At 71.7% G+C, this 18,582-nt stretch carries 19 protein-coding genes; 11 read left to right on the top strand and 8 right to left on the bottom strand.

Annotation, left to right across the window (positions count from 1 at the left end):
• The 3 genes from N4P33_RS19540 to N4P33_RS19530 form a co-directional block, all read right to left on the bottom strand.
• Positions 1 to 952: hypothetical protein (locus N4P33_RS19540; protein WP_260827925.1), on the bottom strand; the 952-nt coding region annotated here is incomplete at its 3' end.
• Positions 953 to 960: 8 nt separating this feature from the next.
• Positions 961 to 1,215: a MoaD/ThiS family protein gene (locus N4P33_RS19535; protein ID WP_260827924.1), complete on the bottom strand. Its 255-nt coding sequence runs from the start codon at positions 1,213 to 1,215 to the stop codon at positions 961 to 963.
• A gap of 49 nt (positions 1,216 to 1,264) precedes the next feature.
• Complete coding sequence (locus N4P33_RS19530) at positions 1,265 to 2,086, bottom strand: alpha/beta hydrolase (protein WP_260827923.1); 822 nt, start codon at positions 2,084 to 2,086, stop codon at positions 1,265 to 1,267.
• Between the two features lie 222 nt (positions 2,087 to 2,308).
• On the opposite strand from N4P33_RS19530, the gene N4P33_RS19525 reads away from it, so the two are divergent.
• The 5 genes from N4P33_RS19525 to N4P33_RS19505 all read left to right on the top strand — a co-directional run bounded on the left by N4P33_RS19525 (position 2,309) and on the right by N4P33_RS19505 (position 7,705).
• The gene (locus tag N4P33_RS19525) at positions 2,309 to 3,136 is read left to right on the top strand and encodes a response regulator transcription factor (RefSeq protein ID WP_260827922.1); all 828 of its coding nucleotides are present in this window, start codon (positions 2,309 to 2,311) and stop codon (positions 3,134 to 3,136) included.
• A 72-nt stretch (positions 3,137 to 3,208) separates the two neighbouring features.
• On the top strand, positions 3,209 to 4,231 hold the full coding sequence (locus tag N4P33_RS19520) for a LacI family DNA-binding transcriptional regulator (protein ID WP_260827921.1): 1,023 nt from the start codon (positions 3,209 to 3,211) through the stop codon (positions 4,229 to 4,231).
• 161 nt (positions 4,232 to 4,392) lie between these two features.
• A complete protein-coding gene (locus N4P33_RS19515; RefSeq protein WP_260827920.1) occupies positions 4,393 to 5,415 on the top strand; it encodes a S1C family serine protease in 1,023 nt (340 codons plus the stop codon).
• 86 nt (positions 5,416 to 5,501) lie between these two features.
• Positions 5,502 to 6,254, top strand: a complete 753-nt coding sequence (locus N4P33_RS19510) for a response regulator transcription factor (protein ID WP_260827919.1) — start codon at positions 5,502 to 5,504, stop codon at positions 6,252 to 6,254.
• Positions 6,251 to 7,705 carry a cell wall metabolism sensor histidine kinase WalK gene (locus tag N4P33_RS19505; protein WP_260827918.1) on the top strand — a complete coding sequence of 485 codons (1,455 nt, stop codon included), beginning with the start codon at positions 6,251 to 6,253 and terminating at the stop codon, positions 7,703 to 7,705. Before N4P33_RS19510 ends, N4P33_RS19505 begins: the two co-directional genes overlap by 4 nt.
• A gap of 220 nt (positions 7,706 to 7,925) precedes the next feature.
• Here N4P33_RS19505 and N4P33_RS19500 read toward each other — a convergent pair whose 3' ends face one another.
• The gene (locus N4P33_RS19500) at positions 7,926 to 8,804 is read right to left on the bottom strand and encodes an immunity 49 family protein (RefSeq protein ID WP_260827917.1); all 879 of its coding nucleotides are present in this window, start codon (positions 8,802 to 8,804) and stop codon (positions 7,926 to 7,928) included.
• A 46-nt stretch (positions 8,805 to 8,850) separates the two neighbouring features.
• Positions 8,851 to 9,285: a hypothetical protein gene (locus tag N4P33_RS19495; protein WP_260827916.1), complete on the bottom strand. Its 435-nt coding sequence runs from the start codon at positions 9,283 to 9,285 to the stop codon at positions 8,851 to 8,853.
• A 382-nt stretch (positions 9,286 to 9,667) separates the two neighbouring features.
• On the opposite strand from N4P33_RS19495, the gene N4P33_RS19490 reads away from it, so the two are divergent.
• A complete protein-coding gene (locus tag N4P33_RS19490; RefSeq protein WP_260827915.1) occupies positions 9,668 to 10,147 on the top strand; it encodes a hypothetical protein in 480 nt (159 codons plus the stop codon).
• Positions 10,148 to 10,242: 95 nt separating this feature from the next.
• Here N4P33_RS19490 and N4P33_RS19485 read toward each other — a convergent pair whose 3' ends face one another.
• On the bottom strand, positions 10,243 to 10,890 hold the full coding sequence (locus N4P33_RS19485; RefSeq protein WP_260827914.1) for a proteophosphoglycan 5: 648 nt from the start codon (positions 10,888 to 10,890) through the stop codon (positions 10,243 to 10,245).
• A gap of 191 nt (positions 10,891 to 11,081) precedes the next feature.
• On the opposite strand from N4P33_RS19485, the gene N4P33_RS19480 reads away from it, so the two are divergent.
• Positions 11,082 to 11,426, top strand: a complete 345-nt coding sequence (locus N4P33_RS19480) for a hypothetical protein (protein WP_260827913.1) — start codon at positions 11,082 to 11,084, stop codon at positions 11,424 to 11,426.
• 219 nt (positions 11,427 to 11,645) lie between these two features.
• On the opposite strand, the gene N4P33_RS19475 is transcribed toward N4P33_RS19480, so the two are convergent.
• Both N4P33_RS19475 and N4P33_RS19470 read right to left on the bottom strand, forming a co-directional pair.
• Positions 11,646 to 12,917 (bottom strand): DUF2993 domain-containing protein, encoded by a 1,272-nt coding sequence (locus tag N4P33_RS19475; protein WP_260827912.1) that lies wholly within the window; start codon positions 12,915 to 12,917, stop codon positions 11,646 to 11,648.
• A gap of 58 nt (positions 12,918 to 12,975) precedes the next feature.
• Complete coding sequence (locus tag N4P33_RS19470; protein ID WP_260827911.1) at positions 12,976 to 14,808, bottom strand: bifunctional UDP-sugar hydrolase/5'-nucleotidase; 1,833 nt, start codon at positions 14,806 to 14,808, stop codon at positions 12,976 to 12,978.
• A 204-nt stretch (positions 14,809 to 15,012) separates the two neighbouring features.
• Between N4P33_RS19470 and mshD the strand changes: the two genes are divergently transcribed.
• The 4 genes from mshD (at position 15,013) to N4P33_RS19450 (ending at position 18,420) form a co-directional block, all read left to right on the top strand.
• Positions 15,013 to 15,939 (top strand): mycothiol synthase, encoded by a 927-nt coding sequence (mshD, locus tag N4P33_RS19465; protein ID WP_260827910.1) that lies wholly within the window; start codon positions 15,013 to 15,015, stop codon positions 15,937 to 15,939.
• Positions 15,940 to 16,082: 143 nt separating this feature from the next.
• Positions 16,083 to 16,490 carry a GntR family transcriptional regulator gene (locus tag N4P33_RS19460; RefSeq protein WP_260827926.1) on the top strand — a complete coding sequence of 136 codons (408 nt, stop codon included), beginning with the start codon at positions 16,083 to 16,085 and terminating at the stop codon, positions 16,488 to 16,490.
• The gene (locus tag N4P33_RS19455) at positions 16,487 to 17,383 is read left to right on the top strand and encodes an ABC transporter ATP-binding protein (RefSeq protein ID WP_260827909.1); all 897 of its coding nucleotides are present in this window, start codon (positions 16,487 to 16,489) and stop codon (positions 17,381 to 17,383) included. The genes N4P33_RS19460 and N4P33_RS19455 overlap by 4 nt, the downstream gene beginning before the upstream one ends.
• Positions 17,380 to 18,420 (top strand): ABC transporter permease, encoded by a 1,041-nt coding sequence (locus N4P33_RS19450; protein WP_260827908.1) that lies wholly within the window; start codon positions 17,380 to 17,382, stop codon positions 18,418 to 18,420. The genes N4P33_RS19455 and N4P33_RS19450 overlap by 4 nt, the downstream gene beginning before the upstream one ends.
• The last annotated feature ends 162 nt before the right edge of the window (positions 18,421 to 18,582 follow it).

Raw genomic sequence — 18,582 nt, 5'->3', positions numbered from 1 at the left:
CCGTGGGCACCGGCGCCGCCCGCGCCACGACACCCGCCGCCACCGCGATCGCCCCGACCGTCACCGCGTCCGCGTCCGCCGCCAGATAGCCGCTCGCCACGATCGCCAGCGCCGCCGCCGCGACCGTCGCCATCAGCCCGTACATCCGCTCGTCCGGATCCGCGTGCGACCGCAGCTGCAGCACCAGCGACAGCAGCACCCACACGCCCAGCGTCCCGAGGATCGCCGCGGGCGACCGGTCGGACACCAGCAGCGCCGCGTCCGCCACCAGCGCGCCCAGGAACCCCAGCGCGATGCCCTGCCGCGCCGGCCACATCCCGTTCAGCCGGAACCAGCCCGCCGCCGTGACACCCTGGAGGATCACCAGCGGCACGAGCAGCGCGTACGTCCCGAGGGCCGCCCCGCCGGCCAGCAGCAGCCCCAGTACGGCGGTCAGCAGCGCCGGCTGCATGCCGGGCTCGATGATCGGCGACCGGCCCTCCGCGCGGGCCCGCTGCGCATCCGTGATCCGCGCGTTCCCGGCGAGCGTCGCGGGGCCGTACTCGGGCACGTCACCAGGAGGGACCGGGGCTGGGGCGGGAGCGGCGCCGGCCGGTACGAACGCGTCCTGGGCGGCCGCGGGCATCGGCCCGGCGTGCACCGCGTCCTGCGGCGGCAGATACGCCGTCTCCTCCGCGGACACAGGCGACACCGGCGGCTGCACCGACGTCTCCCACGTCTGCCCCTGCCACTGCTGCGTGTGCTGCTGCGCGGCGTACGGGTCGTCGTATCCCTGCCAGGAGCTGTGCCCCGGCCCGGAGGCGTGCCCCTGCCAGGAGCTGTGCCCCTCGTAGGGCTGCCCCGCGTAGGACTGCCCGTCGTAGGGCTGCCCCTGGTGCGGCTGTCCCTCGTAGGGCTGCCCCTGGTGCGGCTGTCCTTCGTACCGCTGTCCCTCGTACGGCTGGTTCGTCATCGCTCCGCTCACCCTCCCGCGAACGGCGGAAGCACCTCGACCGTGCCGCCGTCGGCCAGCCGTACCGTCTCATGCGCGCGGGTCCCCGCGGGATCACCGTCGACGAGGAACGAGCACCGCCGCAGCACACGCGCCAGCTCACCGGGGTGCCGCTCGCGCACCGCGTCCAGTGCCTCCGCGAGCGTCGCCGCCTCGTACGGCTCCTCGGCCACCCCGGCCGCGGCCTTGGCGGCGGCCCAGTACCGCACCGTGACCTTTGCCATCTGCTGGTTCCTCAATCGCTTCCGTCGCCCGCCGGTGAACACCGCCAGGCTAGCCCGCCCGGCCGGCCACCCAGTCCCCGATCCGGTGCAGCAGTTCCTCCGGGGCCGCGTTCTCCGCGTGCCCCATCTCCGGCTCGAGCCAGAGCTCCCCGTGCTCCCCGGCGGCGGCCGCCAGCATCCGCGGATGGTCGAGCGGGAAGTACCCGTCGCGTTCCCCGTGCACGATCAGCAACGGCCTCGGCGCGATCCGCGGCACCGCCTCGACCGGGGACAACGGCACCGGGTCCCACCTGCGGCGATGGATCCGCGTCCGCAGCCCGTAGCGCCCCACCAGCCGCCCCGCGGGCCGTGTCACCAGCCAGTGCAGGCGCCGCATCGGAGCGGTCCCCCGGTAGAACCACCGCGCGGGTGCGCTCACCGAGACCACGGCGTCCGCGTCCCCGTCGAGCCCCGCGTGCCGCAGCACCACCGAGCCGCCCATGGAGAAGCCGACCGTCGCCACGCGCGCGTGCCCCAGTTCCCGGGCCCACGACACCACCGCCGCGAGGTCCAGCACCTCCCGGTCCCCCACGGTCGAAAGACCGCCCGACGCCCCGTGCCCCCGGAACGAGAACGTCACCACGGCCCCGTACCGCGAGAAGGACCGCGCCACCCTGCGCACATGTGGCCGGTCCGCGTCCCCGGTGAACCCGTGGGCGACGACGAACACCAGATCACGGGCGCCCGCCCCGGGCTCGTACACGGCATCGATCGACACCCCGTCGGCCGTCCGGAGAAACGTCCGGACAGGCTCCGTCGGCGGCCCGCCATCCGTCTCACCATTCGGACGATGGGTGGAACGTGCCACATGACCTGCCGGACCGGTGCTCATGTCGGCTATTGTGCTGCGGAGAGGACTCGGGCAGCGAAGCCCCCGGGTCCTTTTGTGCTTTCGGAGCGTTGTATACGACGTGTACGCGTCGACCTGGTCGGCGCGGGCCTCGATCGCACGCAGCAGTGCCGTAAACGTCCTCGCAGGGACCGAGGAGGAACCAGACGTTATGGGCGAGCGAACCGTGCACGACCGCAGGACGACCCGGGCAGGTGGGCGGCGATGAGCTCTCTTCTGCTCCTGACCAACGCCCTTCAGCCGTCGACGGAGGTGCTCCCCGCCCTCGGTCTGCTGCTGCACAACGTGCGCGTGGCGCCCGCGGAGGGCCCCGCCCTCGTCGACACCCCGGGCGCCGACGTCATCCTCGTCGACGGGCGCCGGGACCTCCCTCAGGTCCGCAGCCTGTGCCAGCTGCTGCGCTCCACCGGCCCCGGCTGCCCCCTCGTCCTCGTGGTGACCGAGGGCGGCCTGGCCGCCGTCACCGCGGACTGGGGCATCGACGACGTCCTCCTCGACACCGCGGGCCCCGCCGAGGTGGAGGCCCGGCTGCGCCTGGCGATGGGCCGCCAGCAGATCGTCAACGACGACTCCCCCATGGAGATCCGCAACGGTGATCTCTCCGTGGACGAGGCGACCTACTCCGCCAAGCTCAAGGGCCGGGTCCTCGACCTCACCTTCAAGGAGTTCGAGCTGCTGAAGTACCTCGCGCAGCACCCCGGCCGGGTCTTCACCCGCGCCCAGCTCCTCCAGGAGGTCTGGGGCTACGACTACTTCGGCGGCACCCGCACCGTCGACGTGCACGTACGGCGGCTGCGCGCCAAGCTCGGCCCCGAGCACGAGTCGCTGATCGGCACCGTACGCAACGTCGGGTACCGGTTCGTCACGCCGGAGAAGGTCGAGCGTGCCGCCGAGGAGGCCAAGGCCAAGGCGGACCGCGCGAAGCCGAAGGCGGCGACGGGCGGGGGTGGTGCGGCGGGCGCGGGTGACGCGGCGGGCGCGGCGGACACGGCCGGCGCTTCCGGCGGCACCCCGGTGCGCACGAAGGCGTGAGCGTGAGTGCGTGCCGCACATAACCCCCCGTACGCCCTGCCCGGACCGGGTATATCCGCGTAGACTCCGCGCGTGGCCAAGGTGACTAGGGATGATGTGGCGCGGCTGGCGGGTACGTCCACCGCCGTCGTGAGCTACGTCATCAACAACGGACCCCGGCCGGTCGCCCCGGCCACGCGCGAGCGGGTGCTCGCCGCGATCAAGGAGCTGGGGTACCGGCCCGACCGCGTCGCGCAGGCGATGGCGTCCCGGCGCACGGACCTCATAGGCCTGATCATCCCCGACGCCCGCCAGCCCTTCTTCGGGGAGATGGCGCACGCGGTCGAGCAGGCCGCGTCCGAGCGCGGAAAGATGGTCCTCGTCGGCAACACCGACTACATCGGCGAGCGCGAGGTCCACTATCTGCGGGCCTTCCTGGGGATGCGCGTCTCCGGCCTGATCCTCGTCAGCCACGCGCTCAACGACCTGGCCGCCGCGGAGATCGACGCCTGGGACGCCCGGGTCGTCCTGCTGCACGAGCGCCCCGAGGCCATCGACGACGTCGCCGTCGTCACCGACGACCTCGGCGGCGCCCAGCTCGCCGTACGCCACCTGCTGGAACACGGCTACGAGTACGTCGCCTGTGTCGGCGGCACCGCGGAGACCCCCGCCGTCGGCGACCCGGTCTCCGACCACGTCGAGGGCTGGCGGCGGGCGATGGACGAGGCCGGCGTCCCGACCGAGGGCCGTCTCTTCGAGGCCCCGTACAACCGCTACGACGCCTACCGCGTCGGCCTCGACATCCTCTCCGGGCCGCAGCGCCCGCCCGCGATCTTCTGCTCCACCGACGACCAGGCGATCGGCCTGCTGCGCGCGGCACGCGAGCTGCGCATCGACGTGCCCGGCGAGCTCGCCGTCGCCGGATTCGACGACATCAAGGAGGCGGCGCTCGCCGACCCGCCGCTGACCACGGTGGCGTCCGACCGTTCGGCGATGGCCCGCGCGGCGGTGGACCTGGTCCTCGACGACGGTCTGCGGGTGGCGGGGTCGCGGCGGGAGCGGCTGAAGGTGTTCCCGTCGCGGTTGGTGGTACGGCAGTCCTGCGGCTGCGGCTGATCGCGAGCCGGGGCCTCTTCGGAGCGGACCGGGGCTTCTTCGGAGCGGCCGGGGCTTCCTCGGAGCGGCCGGGGCTTCCTTATATCGGGCATACGAGCTTCTGTCGGGCTTCTCAGGCCGTCCTCAGGATGCTCTCATCGTCGGGCGCGAGTCTCATTGCCATGACGGACTACTCCTCTCCTGTGAACCCCGGTGACCAGGTGCACGCTCCCGGTCACGTGAACCCCGAGTGGCCGCCCCCGCCGGCGTTCCCGCCCGAGCAGGCCGCGCAGCCCGAGCAGCGGCCCGAGCAGCGGCCCGAGCGGCCGCGGAGGAAGCGCAACCGCGGCCCGGTCGCGCTGCTCGCCGCCGTGGCGATCGTCGCCGCGGCCGTCGGCGGCGGCACCGCCTACGGCGTCCAGGAGCTGACCGGCAACGACACGGTGGCCTCCAGCTCCACCAGCACGAACGTGGTGCCGGCCGGTCAGAAGGGCACCGTGGCCGGCGTCGCCAAGGCGGTCACCCCGAGCATCGTGGAGATCAAGGCCGCCACCAACGCCGGTTCCTCCACCGGCTCCGGCGTGATCATCACCGGTGACGGCGAGATCGTCACCAACAACCACGTCGTCGCCGGCGCCTCGTCGATCAAGGTGCAGACCAGCGACGGGAAGACGTACGACGCCGAGATCGTCGGCACCGACAGCTCCAAGGACCTCGCGCTGATCAAGCTCGAGGACGCCTCCGGACTCCAGGCGGCCACCCTCGGCGACTCCGACGGCGTGCAGGTCGGCGACCAGGTCGTGGCCATCGGCTCCCCCGAGGGGCTGACCGGCACCGTGACCAGCGGCATCGTCTCCGCCCTCGACCGTGACGTGACCGTCTCCACGGACGAGAGCCAGGGGCAGCAGCAGTGGCAGCAGGGCGGCGGCTGGCCGTTCGAGTACGACGGCCGGGAGTTCAACGGCGACACCGGGCGGTCGACGACGACGTACAAGGCGATCCAGACCGACGCGTCCCTGAACCCCGGCAACTCCGGCGGCGCGCTGATCGACATGAACGGCAACATCATCGGCATCAACTCGGCGATGTACTCGGCGAGCGGCGCGGAGTCCTCGGACGCGGGCAGCGTGGGGCTGGGCTTCGCCATCCCGGTCAACACGGTGAAGGCGGACCTGGCGAAGCTGCGGGCGGGCGCGAGCGACTGATCCCGCGCGCGGCTGGAGTCGTGCGACGCTGAAAGTCCGCAGCTCCGGCTTCAGCTCCCCCACCGCAGACAGAGGAACCGCAACCGATGAGCCCCGTCCCCGTCCCCGTCCCCGCAGAAGGCGACCGTGCCCCGCAGCGCATCCTGATCGTCGACGACGAACCGGCGGTCCGCGAGGCACTCCAGCGCAGCCTGGCCTTCGAGGGGTACGACACGGAGGTCGCCGTGGACGGCGCGGACGCGCTGGAGAAGGCGGCGGCGTACCGACCCGATCTGGTCGTCCTCGACATCCAGATGCCCCGCATGGACGGCCTGACCACCGCCCGCCGCATCCGCGGCACCGGTGATCTCACTCCCATCCTGATGCTGACCGCCCGGGACACGGTCGGCGACCGGGTGACGGGGCTGGACGCGGGCGCCGACGACTACCTGGTCAAGCCGTTCGAGCTGGACGAGCTGTTCGCCCGGATCCGCGCGCTGCTGCGCCGCAGCTCGTACGCGGCGGCGGTGGCCGCGTCCGCCGATTCGGGCGACGTCCTGACCTTCGCCGACCTGAGCATGAACCTGGCGACGCGGGAGGTGACGCGGGGCGGGCGGCCGGTGGAGCTGACCCGCACGGAGTTCACCCTGCTGGAGATGTTCATGGCACACCCGCGCCAGGTCCTCACCCGGGAGCAGATCCTGAAGGCCGTCTGGGGCTTCGACTTCGAGCCGTCGTCCAACTCCCTGGACGTGTACGTGATGTACCTGCGCCGCAAGACGGAGGCGGCCGGCGAGCCGCGCCTGGTGCACACGGTGCGGGGCGTGGGGTACGTCCTGCGGCAGGGCGGCGCGGAGTGAGCAAAGTCGTACGCCGCTTCCGTGCGCTGCCCATCCGGGCACGGCTGGCGTTGCTGGTGGCGGCGGCGGTGGCGTTCGCGGTGGCGGCGGTGTCGGTGACGTGCTGGTTCATCGTGCAGGGGAAGCTGTACGGGGAGCTGGACGACGACCTGCGGTCCTCGGTCGTCGTCTTCGACCGGGGCCAGCTCGAGAATTTCGCGTCCACCTGCGGGCAGACCCCTCAGACGGACACCATCAGCCCGCGCAGCGCCACGTACGGGCAGCTGGTGCGCACCGACGGCACGGTCTGCCTGCTGCCCTTCGCCTCGGCGACGGTCAAGGTCACCGGCCAGGACAAGGACGTGGCCGAGAACCCGGATCCGGACCAGGGCACGTTCCGCAACGGCACCGACAGCAACGGCGACCCGGTGCGCGTGCTGACCACAGCGGTCACCGTCAAGACCCCCGTCGGCCGGGGTGTGGTCGAGGGCTACGCCTACGTGGCGGCCGTCCCCCTGGACAGCACCCGCTCCACCCTCAACGAACTGGCCCTCCTCCTGCTCCTCGTCTCCGGCGTCGGCGTACTCGGCGCATCCGCCGCCGGTCTCGCCGTCGCCCGCGCAGGGCTCCGCCCCGTCGACAAGCTGACCGAGGCCGTCGAGCACGTGGCCCGCACGGAGGATCTGGACATCCGCATCCCCGTGGAGGAGGAGTCGGACGACGAGGTGGCCCGCCTGTCCCGCTCCTTCAACTCCATGACGTCCGCCCTCGCCAGCTCCCGCGACCTGCAGCAGCAGCTGATCGCGGACGCCGGCCACGAGCTGCGCACGCCGCTGACCTCCCTCCGGACGAACATCGAACTCCTCACCCGCAGCGAGGAGACGGGCCGCCCGATCCCGCCCGAGGACCGCAAGGCGCTGCTCGCGTCGGTGAAGGCACAGATGACGGAACTGGCCGCACTGATCGGTGACTTGCAGGAGCTGTCCCGCCCGGACGTGGGCCAGCACTCGGCCCGCGCGCAGATCGTCGCGTGGCAGGACGTCGTCGAGTCGGCGCTGCGCCGCGCCCGGCTGCGCGGCCCGGAGCTGACGATCACGGCGGACGTGCAGCCGTGGTACGTCCGCGCGGAGCCGGCCGCCCTGGAGCGGGCGGTGGTCAACATTCTGGACAACGCGGTGAAGTTCAGCCCCGAGGGCGGCACGATCGAGGTCCGCTTGGCGGACGGCGTCCTCACCATCCGCGACCACGGTCCGGGCATCCCGCCCGACGAACTCCCCCACGTCTTCGACCGCTTCTGGCGCTCCCCCAGCGCCCGCGCCCTCCCCGGCTCGGGCCTGGGCCTGTCCATCGTGGCCCGCACGGTCCGCCAGGCGGGCGGCGAGGTCACCCTGACCCCGACGAAGGACGGCGGCACCACGGCCACGATCCGCCTGCCGGGGGCCCCGACACCACCGCCGGGGGAGGTGCCGTAACAGCGTCAGCGCTGACGCAGCGAGCGGATCAGCTCCCGGAGCCGGTGCCACGCCTCGGGGTCGGTTCCGTCGCCCAGCCGGTGGTGCCGTAGCGCCCCGGCCTCCATGCGGCCGACCGTGAATGTCACAGGCGCCGGGGGGTGGTTCGAGGCGGGCGGAGACGGTGAGATCGCGTCGCGCCGACCGGACGACCCGCGATCGTCAGCACCGCTCGCCTCGGTCACGTGGGGAACTCACCGAGCCAGCTGCCCTTCAGCAGATGCTCGGGCAGGTACTCCGACTCGACCTCGATGGGCCGGCCCGCGTCGTATGCGAGGCAGGCGAGAGCGAGGGGAGCAAGGGCGACATCACCGTCGCCGCTCTCCTTCCGCTCCTCGACGTCCGCCGTCCAGTACTCCTTGTGCAGCTGGACCGCCTGCACAAGCGCCTCGTTGAACCTGTCCGGGTCCCGGCTGATGAACCGGTAGAACACATTGACCGGCGGATAGAGAATCTTGAGCATCAACTCCCGGTCCTCGAAGCGGAGCTGATCCGGATCCGTCTTGTCGAACGTCGAGACCAGCTTCTCGCCCAGCCCCGGCCGCTCCAGCCAGTACGTCTGAAGGACATCGACCCAGTCGTAGATGTACTCCTCGAACACCGCACCCGAAGCACGCAGCGTCTCCACAGGCACCCGGCAGAGCTGCGTCATCCGATCCTGATCACGGCAGATCACGGCAAGCCAGAAGGCGTCCAGCCACGTACCGGCGTCCACGAAGTGCGTGACCCCCACCGCCGGGATCGAGCGCACTTCGTGAGCGATCACACACTCCACGGTCGAACCCTCCGGGGCAGTGGCCGACGCGAAGAGCGCAGAGCCGACCTGCATCGCCATCACCCAGAATTCCCACGTCTCGAGCCTTTCCGCCGCGGGATCAAGCGAACACTGCGTCTTGGCCGTATGCAGTGCGCTACTGAAGGCAAGCCCGAAGCCACCGGCGGACTGTTCCAGGCGTTCGACATCCTTCGTGGTTTCCTCCACGAACTCTTCCTGGAGTCTGCTTGGCTCGGGATGACCGATCTCCGCCGGGGGACGCCCAATCCTCGTCGGTACGGACACGTTCCTCATCTCGACATGACGAACCGGCAGTGCACGCAGAGCCACGTCATCCGCCGCGCAGGATGAGTTCTGCGGTGGCCAGCATCCGGACGATGTCAATCGGAGGACTGGCGAACTCCATTCTCACGACTTCGATGGGGTCGATCTGGCGGGTCAGGCCGTCGTGCCCGGTCGCCTCGATGACGTAGCGGTGTTCACGGGGTGCGGTGGGGTTGTCCGTCACAGCCCAACGCGCGTCGTGTCTCTGGATGAGGAAGTCAGCTACGTAGGACGCCAGGTCGGCGTGCAGTGTGATCCAGTCGGATTGCTCGAACTCGTCGAGCGGAGCGCGCGAGACGTAGTCCTGGAGGGCCGGAATGAGGCTCATGGCGTCACGGGTGTACATCTCCGGAGGGACCCCGAGCATGTCCGCGACGTCGATGATGTTGCGACGACCCTCCTCAGCCCATTGCTGGAGGTTCGGTTCGCTCCTCTTGCTCACGTGGCACACAATCTGTGGGTTTGCCAACTCTGGCGGTGCCCCGTACCGACACATCTGGTTGGGTCTGTTAGCAGCACCACAGCGCGTTGAGCAGTCCGAGAAGGATCAGCAGCGCAGTTCGAGTCGCCCCCGTCGCTGCAACTCGACGTGTGCCAGGCGTCGCTACAGAGGTCGGGCGTGTACTTCATGACCGACGCTCCCTCTGTACGTACCTGATGAACGGCATCGAGTTCGACAGCGCCAGATGCCGTCGCCGATCGTAGGACAGACGGTGAGGGAGGACGTCTCCCGGATCGCCACTGGAGGACGTGCCGCGCATCGCGGTCAGCCGGGGTGGGCGTATCCGTGGGCGGGGCGGGGCGTGAGCTGCCAGGATCGGTGTATGGGGATGGATCACTGGCCGTATCCGCCCGGCGAAGCGGACCGTGTCGAGTTGTTCGACGCCGTGCGGAGCGGACCGCAGTACGTGTTGTTCGGGGGGCAGCGGCCTTCGTATGCGTTCACTGATCCCGGCCGGTTCGACGACCCGGAGCTGCATCGCTGGATTCCCTGGGGATACAAGATCCTGTGGGCAGCGCAGAAGGTGGCGGTGCTGCGGCATGGTGAGGTCGTGCGGGAATGGCCGGTGCTGCACCGGGATCCCCGGGTGGATCCGGTGGACCCGCCCGAGGGCGAGACGCTCTACCTCGACAACTGGCGTCGGTCCGTGTGCGGGTACCGGGTTCTCACCTCGCCGGCCGCGATGGTCACTCCGCAGGACGCCTACGACCCCGGCGCCGCCATGGCGCTGGCACGCACCGCCTCGCGCACCGAGGGCCGGGCTCTGGTGGTGTATCTGTACGACGCCCGCGACTGGCACTGACACGGGACCGGCATCGGCACCGGCACCGGCACGGGACCGACACCGGCATCGACATCGACATCGACATCGACATCGACCAAGGGCCGTCGTCCGGATCAGTGCATGCGGAATCTTCTGGCCGCCGCCGCTCCCGCTTCCGCGTCCCAGGCTCCGCCCTCCCCGATGACCGCGGTCACCTGCGCCGCCGTGACCTCTCCGTCCGCCGCGATCAGCGCGTCGACCGCGTCCGGGCGGGGCAGTGCTCCGCCGAGTCCCGGTGCCTCGCGGGTGAATTCGAGGATGCTCTCGCGGGTCGACTCGAGGGTCACGGCGGGCAGGCCCACGCTGTGGAAGCCGTCCTCGGTGTGGTACGCGGCGCGCTGCCACCGGCCGCCGGTCACCGGGTCCGCTTCGAAGCCGTAGACGAAGCCCACGTAGCGCTTCTCGTCCAGGGAGCGCCGCGCCACCGGGTGCCACCAGTCGGGGGCCCCGGCGAGCAGGTCCGTCTGCTCCTCGCCGAACTCCTCCGCGGCCGGTCCGTAGTACGTCTCCGAGTACTCGTGGTCGTATCCCGTCAGGACCGCGCGGGCGGCGCCGAGGTGATGCAGGTCCGCCCAGTTGCCCCCGCCGTCGTCGAAATGCCAGACGGGACCGTCCGCACGGCACATGTCGCCCCAGCCCCGGGCCGCGCAGATCGCCGCGAACGCGGCCCAGCGGCCCCGCATCTGTCCCGGTGCGGGGAGGTCCAAGGTCACGAGTCCCATGGACACCATTACACCGCCTGCCACCGACAACCGGCCAGCGGCAGTCCCTTCGACCGCCGGCCTCCGGATTCCTCAACTCCCTTATTCAACAACGCAGTTGGCGGATTCCCTGCTGGCACCGCACCTCCCGCGCTCCCTAGCGTGAGCCTCGACCGCGGTCATGTCGGCCGCACACCAGCAAGGGGGAACACGTGAAACTGTCAGCGAGGAATCTGCTGAGGACCTCGACGGTCCTCGCCGGTGCCGCACTCCTGGCCATCACCACCGCCACGTCGGCCTCGGCGGCCACCGCCAGCCACGGTTCCGACCAAGCGCAGGCGACGAGCTACTCGATGCGCGCCTTCGACGGGGAGCGCGACGGCAACGGCGTCTACGCGGACGCCTACCTGGCCAACGGCGCCCACGTCTCCCAGTGGGACGGCAACGGCGCCAAGGGCGACTGGGGTCCCTGGGCCACCTACAACTCCCAGATCAAGCAGTTCCGGGTCTGCGAGGACCACGTGGGCTGCTCCGGCTGGATCTACTGGCCCAGCTGAGCAGCTGAGCCGACGGGGGCGTACGACCACTGCGGCGGTGCCGAGGATCCCTTCCGGCACCGCCGCTCCTCGCGCCGCGCCGACGCGCCTCCGCGCGTAGCGCGCCGTCAGCACGGAACGTGTCCAGATGCATTGGGGAGATGGGGCAACACGTTGTGTGCAACAGCCCGTTGCACAATCGCCCTGAGGCCACATCACCGTCCTGTGCGCGGCCCCGGCTCAGTTCCCCGTCGACAGGTCCTCCCCCGTCACCCGCACCCTGATCCCCTCCTTCTCCACCCGTACGTCCCGCAGGCGGAGTTCGCCGTGGGGTGGGGACGGGAGGGTGAAGGCGAGGGAGAGGTGGTCGGCGAGGGCCGGGCGGGTGAGGTGGGTGAGGGTGTCCAGGAGGTTGGGGTCCAGGCCCAGGCGGCGGAGGGTCTCGGGGTGGTCCAGGGCCAGGTCGACCAGGTTGAGGCGGGCCGCCTTGCGGGCGAAGCTCGGGGAGCCGGTCAGCTCGGTCAGCTTGCCGTCGTCGCTCAGGGCCTCACGGATCACCGCATCCGGCACGCCGAGCCGTCGTGCCATCGCCGGCAGCGAGAGCAACGCCTTCGCCTTGCGGGACTCCCGGGCCACATCGGCCGCGGCGGCCGGGGTGAGGTGCAGGCCCTGGGACGCGCGGGTGCCGGGGCGGTACGTCGCCAGCTCACCTATCTCCAGGCGCATGCCGCCGATGCTGGTCGAGATGCCCCGCTCACCGTCCCGCCGGATCCGCGCCTCCGCGCTCACCCGCAGGTCATGACCGGCGACGGGCAGCGTGCCGCGGGCGCGGATCCTGTCGCCGCCCACGCCGGTGAAGGTCACCTGGGACGCGCCGAGTTCGCGGTTGAGGTCGGCGAAGGAGAGCAGCACCTCGCCGTCGAGACGCGGGGCCCCCGCGCCCCGTACGGAGAACGCGCCCTCGGTGTCCAGGCGTACGTCCCGCGCCGTGGCGCTGACCCGGGCCAGCGAGACACGGTCGGCCGCCACGTCCGGGACCGTCAGGCGGACGGAGTCCAGCCGTCCGCTGGCGGCCTGGGTGAGGAAGGGGAAGCCGCCGATCTCCACTTCGGGAGCGGCGGCCAGGTTCATGCGGTCCCGCAGGACGTCCGCGGCACGGTGTTCCGCGTACAGCACGGCCCAGCGGTCCGCCAGCGTCAGGAACGCGATGAGGACCAGCACCGCCACCAGCGCCTTCGCGGCGAGCGGCAGGCTGGAGAAGCGGCGCCGGCGACGGCGACTGCGGCCGCCTCTGCGGTGTACAGGCGGGGACCAGGGATCCTCGGAATCCGATGCGTCCTCAGCACCCGCAGAGCGCCCGGCGCCCTCGACCGAGCCCTCCGGATCCCAGGAGGCACGGCCGAAAAAGTCCTCCAGCCGGGTCTCCTGCAGAGGGCCCTCGTCGAGGGCGCCGAGTTCGTCGTACGGGTTCGGGCGGCGGTGATGCGCGGTTATGCGGTGGGGGGTACGCATCGATCCATCCGATCATGCGTACCGGCCCCACCCGCAACCTCTGCCCGAGGTATGCGACCTAGTTCACGACCGTGATCCGGTCCGCCTTCGGCGGCTCCAGCGGGTCCGTCGCCGACGAATTGGCCGTCAGGTACTGCTCCAGCGCCGTCAGATCGTCCTCGCCCACCAGGTCGTTCGTGCCCTGGCCGAGGGTCGGGAAGCCGTCGCCGCCGCCCGCGAGGAAGCTGTTGGTCGCGACGCGGTAGGTGGCGCCCTCGTCGATCGGCTGGCCGTTCAGCTTGACGGAGTCCGTGACGACCCGGTCCGCGCCCGTCTTCGTCAGGTCCAGGGTGTACGTCAGGCCGGACGAGATCTGGAGGACCTTCGGCGCCGCCTCGTTCGCGCCGCTCACCTGCTCCTTGAGCGCCTGGATCAGCTGCGCGCCCGTGAAGTCCTGCAGGTTCACCGTGTTGGCGAACGGCTGGACCGTGAAGCCCTCGGCGTACGTCACCACGCCGTCGCCCTCGCCCGCCTTCGCCGCGTAGGTCAGCGGGGCCCGGATGCCGCCGGGGTTCATCAGCGCCAGGTCCGCCGACGGGTCCAGCGTCTTCGCGTACGCCAGTTGCGCGTCGGCGATCAGGTCGCCGAGCGGGGACTCCGTGCCGTCGCGGGAGATGTCGGCGGAGATGTAGCCGATGGGGCGGTTGCCGATCGGGGCGGCGAGGGTGTTCCACTTGTCGATGAGCGCGGTCATGTCGGGCGCCTTGGGGACGTCCCGGGTCACCACGTGGTTCGCGGACTTCACCGACGTACGGGCGATGTCACCTGTGAAGCGGTCGTAGGTCAGCGTCGTGTCCGTGTAGAGGCGGCCGAAGGACGCCGCCGAGGTGACCATACGGGGCTTGCCCGCCGGGTCGGGGATCGTGCAGACGTACGCCGCGTGGGTGTGGCCGGTGACCAGCGCGTCCACGTCGGGCGTGACGTTCTTCGCGATGTCCGCGATCGGGCCGGAGATGCCGTCGCCGGCGCCCGGGGAGTCGCAGTCGTAGTTGTACGACTGGGACGCCGGGAAGCCGCCCTCGTGGATGAGCGCCACGATGGACTTCACGCCCTTGCGGCGCAGTTCCTTGGCGTACTTGTTGATCGTCTCGACCTCGTCCTTGAAGGCGAGGCCCTTGACGCCCTCCGCCGAGACGATGTCCGGGGTGCCCTCCAGGGTCACGCCGATGAAGCCGACCTTGACGCCGTTCTTCCTCCACACCCAGTAGGGGTCGAGGAGGGGCTTCTTGGTCTTCTCGTTCAGGACGTTCGCCGCCAGGTACGGGAAGTCGGCGCCCTTGAACTTCTTGTCGGTGTAGCAGCCGTCGGTCGGGTGGCAGCCGCCGTTCTGCAGGCGGGTGAGTTCCGCCGCGCCCTCGTCGAACTCGTGGTTGCCGACGGACGTGACGTCCAGGTCGAGCTTGTTCAGCGCCTCGATCGTCGGCTCGTCGTGGAACAGGCCCGAGATGAGCGGGGACGCGCCGACCATGTCGCCGCCGGCCGCGGTGATGGAGTAGCGGTTCCCCTTGCGGGCCTCGCGCAGATGGGTGGCGAGGTATTCCACACCGCCCGCGTCGATGGTCTTCGTCGTGCCGTCCGGCTGGATCTCGGTGACCCGGCCGGAGGAGCCCGCGGGCGGTTCGAGGTTGCCGTGCAGGTCGTTGAAGGAGAGGAGCTGTACGTCCTGGTAGCGGCCGGGGAACGTGTGGCCGTGCGACGCGCCCTTGCTCGACGTGTTCTCGCCCGCGCTCGCCGACCCGGGCAGGGCCGCCGCGGCCAGCGCGCCGACGGTCAGGACGCCGGCTGCGGTCGCGAGGAGACGGTTCGTACGGCGTCTGCGGCGCGGGTGGTGCGCCGGGGAAGTGGCTGGCATACGCCCCCCTGTGGGTCCCTGTGGGTCTTGGTGGGCCGTGTGTGGCCCGGGCGCAGCCTAGAGTCAACGCGCGTAGCGCGACAGGGGGTTCGGGGTTACATCCTGGTTTATTCTTCCGATCGCGTACGACTCCCGACGCCCTGCTTCCCTTCCGTGCCGCCGTTGCCGTCCGTTTTGCGGCCCGTGCCCTTTACTCTCGTACGCATGACCAGCGACGACATCGCGCGGCCCGGGCGGCCCCGCTCGCTCCAGACCTACGCCGCGCTCTCCCCGGAGCAGATCGAGGCGGTGCTCGCGCTGCTCGCGGAGGCCGCCCGGACCGACGGTCAGCAGGCGGTGTCCGAGCAGGGGCGGCTGCAGTTGCGGGGCGGGGAGCGGGAGGGCGTCGCCCATCTGCTGCTGTCCGTCGACGGTGAACTCGTCGGATACGCCCAGCTGGAGGACACCGACCCGGTGGAGCCGCCCGCCGCCGAACTCGTCGTGCACCCCTCGCACCGCGGGCACGGCCACGGGCGGGCGCTCGGTGCGGCGCTGCTCGCCGCGTCCGGCAAGCGGCTGCGGGTGTGGGCGCACGGGGGTCACTCCGCGGCGCGGCATCTGGCGCAGGTGCTCGGTCTCACGCTGTTCCGTGAACTCCGTCAGATGCGGCGGCCGTTGGCGGGGCTCGACCTGCCCGAGCCGGTGCTGCCGGAGGGCGTGACGGTCCGCACCTTCGTGCCCGGGCAGGACGACGCGGCCTGGCTCGCGGTCAACGCCGCCGCCTTCGCCCACCATCCGGAGCAGGGCTCCCTCACCCAGCGCGACCTCGACGACCGCAAGGCCGAGCCCTGGTTCGACGCCGAGGGCTTCTTCCTCGCCGAACGGGAGGGCCGCATCGTCGGTTTCCACTGGACGAAGGTGCACGCGGAGGAGGGCCTGGGCGAGGTGTACGTCCTCGGGGTGAGCCCCGACGCGCAGGGCGGCGGCCTCGGCAAGTCCCTGACGACGATCGGCCTGCGCCACCTGGCGGGGCGGGGGCTGCCGACGGCGATGCTGTACGTCGACGCCGACAACAAGGCGGCGGTGTCGGTGTACGAGCGGCTGGGTTTCGTGACCCACGAGACGGATCTGATGTACCGGACGGAGACGTGAGCCGACGCGGGTGAGGTCACCTCAGGTCTTGTGATGTGACACCGGTGGGCGGTTCACGCTGCCCGGCACACCCTCGCAGTTGACTTCCGGGCACCCTTGCACCACCCTTTCACTACTCAATTAGTGAAAGGGTGGTGCACCGAGTGGTCGAGTACCGCATCGACCGGCACAGCGGCGTGGCCACCTACGTCCAGATCGTGCAGCAGACCAAACAGGCCCTGCGCCTGGGCCTGCTGGTGCCCGGCGACCAGCTGCCCACGGCCCGGGAGGTCGTGGAGGCCACCGCCGTCAATCCGAACACCGTGCTGAAGGCCTACCGCGAGCTGGAGCGCGAGGGCCTGGTCGAGGCCCGCCGCGGCCTCGGCACCTTCGTACGGCGCTCACTGGGCTCCGCCCCGGCCGACTCCCCGCTGCGCGCGGAGCTGGAGGACTGGGCGGCACGGGCCCACGAGGCCGGCCTGGAACGCGAGGACGTGGCCGCGCTGTTCACCGCCGTACTCGACACGCACTTCCCGGCCCCCCGGCCCACCTCTCAGGGAGACCCCATATGACCGACCCGGCCCTCGAGGCAGCCGCGCTCGGCAAGCGCTTCGGCCGACGACGGGACACCTGGGCGCTGCGCGACTGCTCCTTCCGGCTGCCCGCCGGCCGCGTCTGCGCCGTCGTCGGCCCCAACGGCGCGGGCAAGTCGACGCTGCTCGCGCTCGCCGCCGGGCTGCTGGCCCCCACCGAGGGCACGGTCGCCGTCCTCGGCACCGACCCGGCGTCCGCCCGGCCGCGCGTCGGCTTCGTCGACCAGGCCAAGCCGCTGTACCCGCAGCTCACGGTCGCCGAGACGCTGCGCATGGGCGCCGACCTCAACCCCGGCCGCTGGGACGCGGACACCGCGCGGCGGGTCGTGGCCGGCGGCGACCTGGACCCGTCCCGCCGGATCCGCGCCCTCTCCGGCGGCCAGCGCACCCGGGTGGCGCTCGCGCTGGCCCTCGGCAAGCGGCCCGAACTGCTGCTCCTGGACGAGCCGATGGCCGACCTCGATCCGCTGGCCCGGCACGAGCTGATGGGCATGCTGATGGGGCAGGCCGCCGGGCACGGCACGACGATCGTGCTGTCCTCGCACGTCGTCGCCGAGCTGGAGGACTCCTGCGACCATCTGCTGCTGATCGGCGGCGGCCGGGTCCGTCTCGCCGGCGAGATCGACGAGCTGCTCGCCGCCCACACCCGCGTGTCCGCCCCGGCGGCGACGGAACTCGCTCCGCACCAGGTCGTCGAGTCCCGCACCACCGGACGCCAGCTCAGCGCGCTGATCCGCCCCACGGGCCCCCTGCCCGGCGATTGGCGCAAGGACGCGCCCTCGCTGGAGGAGCTGGTCCTGTCCCATCTGCGCAACCCCGAGGCCCCGGCGCTGACGCCGGCCGCCCACGACACCACGGAGACCGCCGCGTGACCCCCGCACCCGCCTCCGGGCGCCCCGCGCCCCGTCAACTGCGCTGGCTGCTGCGCCTGCACCGCCCGGCCGCGCTCGCCTGGGCGGCGTTCACCCTGGTCACCGGCGCAGCCCTGCTGTGGCTCGGCGGCCCGCTCACCGACGCGGCGGCGACAGCGTGGAAGGAGTACAACGCCTGCGCGTTCGCCCCGCGTTGCTCCTACGACCAGGACGCGATCCTGCGCTACAAGGACACGTACACGTACACGACGACCGCCGTGCTCGCCGCGCCGTTCCTGGTCGCCGCGTGGGCGGGCGCCTCCCTGACCGGCCGCGAGCTGGAGTCCGGCACCGCCCGGCTCGCCTGGACCCAGGCCGTCTCCCCGACCCGCTGGCTGGCCGCCCGGCTCGCCTTCCCGGCGCTGCTGATCACCGTCTCGACCGGCCTGCTGGTCTGGCTGCACCGCCGGGCCTGGACGGCGGGGAACGGCCGCATCGACACCGCCAAGCCCTGGTACGACATGCCGACCTTCTACGCGAACGGCGTCCTCCCCGTCGCCCTGGCCCTCGCCGGACTCGCCGTCGGCGTCCTCACGGGCCTGCTGCTGCGCCGCACCCTGGCCGCGCTCGCCACGGCCGCCGTCGCCCTCGCCGGGCTGTGGACCGCCGTCCACCTCGTGCTGCCGCACCTGTGGACCACCGTGACCGAGCGCGGCAGTCTGGGCGAAGGACCGCCGGGCGCCGGCATCGAGGCGGGCGAGGGCATCCTGACCGCCGACGGCACCCGCCTCCCCGCCCCCTGCGGCAGCAGCCACCTCCCCGGCTGCCGAGCGGAACTCGCCGACCTGAACGCCGTCGCCTTCTACCGCGACGTCCACCCGGCGTCCCACTTCTGGCCCCTCCACCTGGTGGCCCCCGCCGCGGTGCTCCTCCTCACCGCGCTCCTGGCCTACGCCGCTTTCCGCCTCGTACGCCGCCACACCGCCGGCCCGGCCACCAGGCCGACGCCGACGGCGGCACCGGCCACAGCCCGCGCCCCCGAACGAGCAGCGGCATGACCGCCGGAAGCCGCGTTCGCCCCTGCATCCGCGGTGAACGGGTCGGAGGGAAACGCACCACCCACCCCACCACCACAGCAACCCACGCCGTACGAGACGCGGAAGGCCCCGCCGCCCCATGACCACCGCTCCCGCCCCCACCGCCACCACCACCGGCCCGGC

Source organism: Streptomyces sp. 15-116A (genome assembly GCF_025290915.1).
Classification (GTDB): Bacteria; Actinomycetota; Actinomycetes; order Streptomycetales; family Streptomycetaceae; genus Streptomyces.
Note: the sequence above shows the minus strand (reverse complement) of the source record. Positions and strands in the feature narration are given on the sequence as shown.

Excerpts from the sequence above, each read along its gene's own strand:
- N4P33_RS19535 (WP_260827924.1), bottom strand. The coding sequence starts at position 1,215 with ATGGCAAAGGTCACGGTGCGGTACTGGGCCGCCGCCAAGGCCGCGGCC.
- N4P33_RS19530 (WP_260827923.1), bottom strand. The coding sequence starts at position 2,086 with ATGAGCACCGGTCCGGCAGGTCATGTGGCACGTTCCACCCATCGTCCG.
- N4P33_RS19525 (WP_260827922.1), top strand. The coding sequence starts at position 2,309 with ATGAGCTCTCTTCTGCTCCTGACCAACGCCCTTCAGCCGTCGACGGAG.
- N4P33_RS19515 (WP_260827920.1), top strand. The coding sequence starts at position 4,393 with ATGACGGACTACTCCTCTCCTGTGAACCCCGGTGACCAGGTGCACGCT.
- N4P33_RS19510 (WP_260827919.1), top strand. The coding sequence starts at position 5,502 with ATGAGCCCCGTCCCCGTCCCCGTCCCCGCAGAAGGCGACCGTGCCCCG.
- N4P33_RS19490 (WP_260827915.1), top strand. The coding sequence starts at position 9,668 with ATGGGGATGGATCACTGGCCGTATCCGCCCGGCGAAGCGGACCGTGTC.
- N4P33_RS19485 (WP_260827914.1), bottom strand. The coding sequence starts at position 10,890 with ATGGGACTCGTGACCTTGGACCTCCCCGCACCGGGACAGATGCGGGGC.
- N4P33_RS19475 (WP_260827912.1), bottom strand. The coding sequence starts at position 12,917 with ATGCGTACCCCCCACCGCATAACCGCGCATCACCGCCGCCCGAACCCG.
- N4P33_RS19470 (WP_260827911.1), bottom strand. The coding sequence starts at position 14,808 with ATGCCAGCCACTTCCCCGGCGCACCACCCGCGCCGCAGACGCCGTACG.
- mshD (WP_260827910.1), top strand. The coding sequence starts at position 15,013 with ATGACCAGCGACGACATCGCGCGGCCCGGGCGGCCCCGCTCGCTCCAG.
- N4P33_RS19455 (WP_260827909.1), top strand. The coding sequence starts at position 16,487 with ATGACCGACCCGGCCCTCGAGGCAGCCGCGCTCGGCAAGCGCTTCGGC.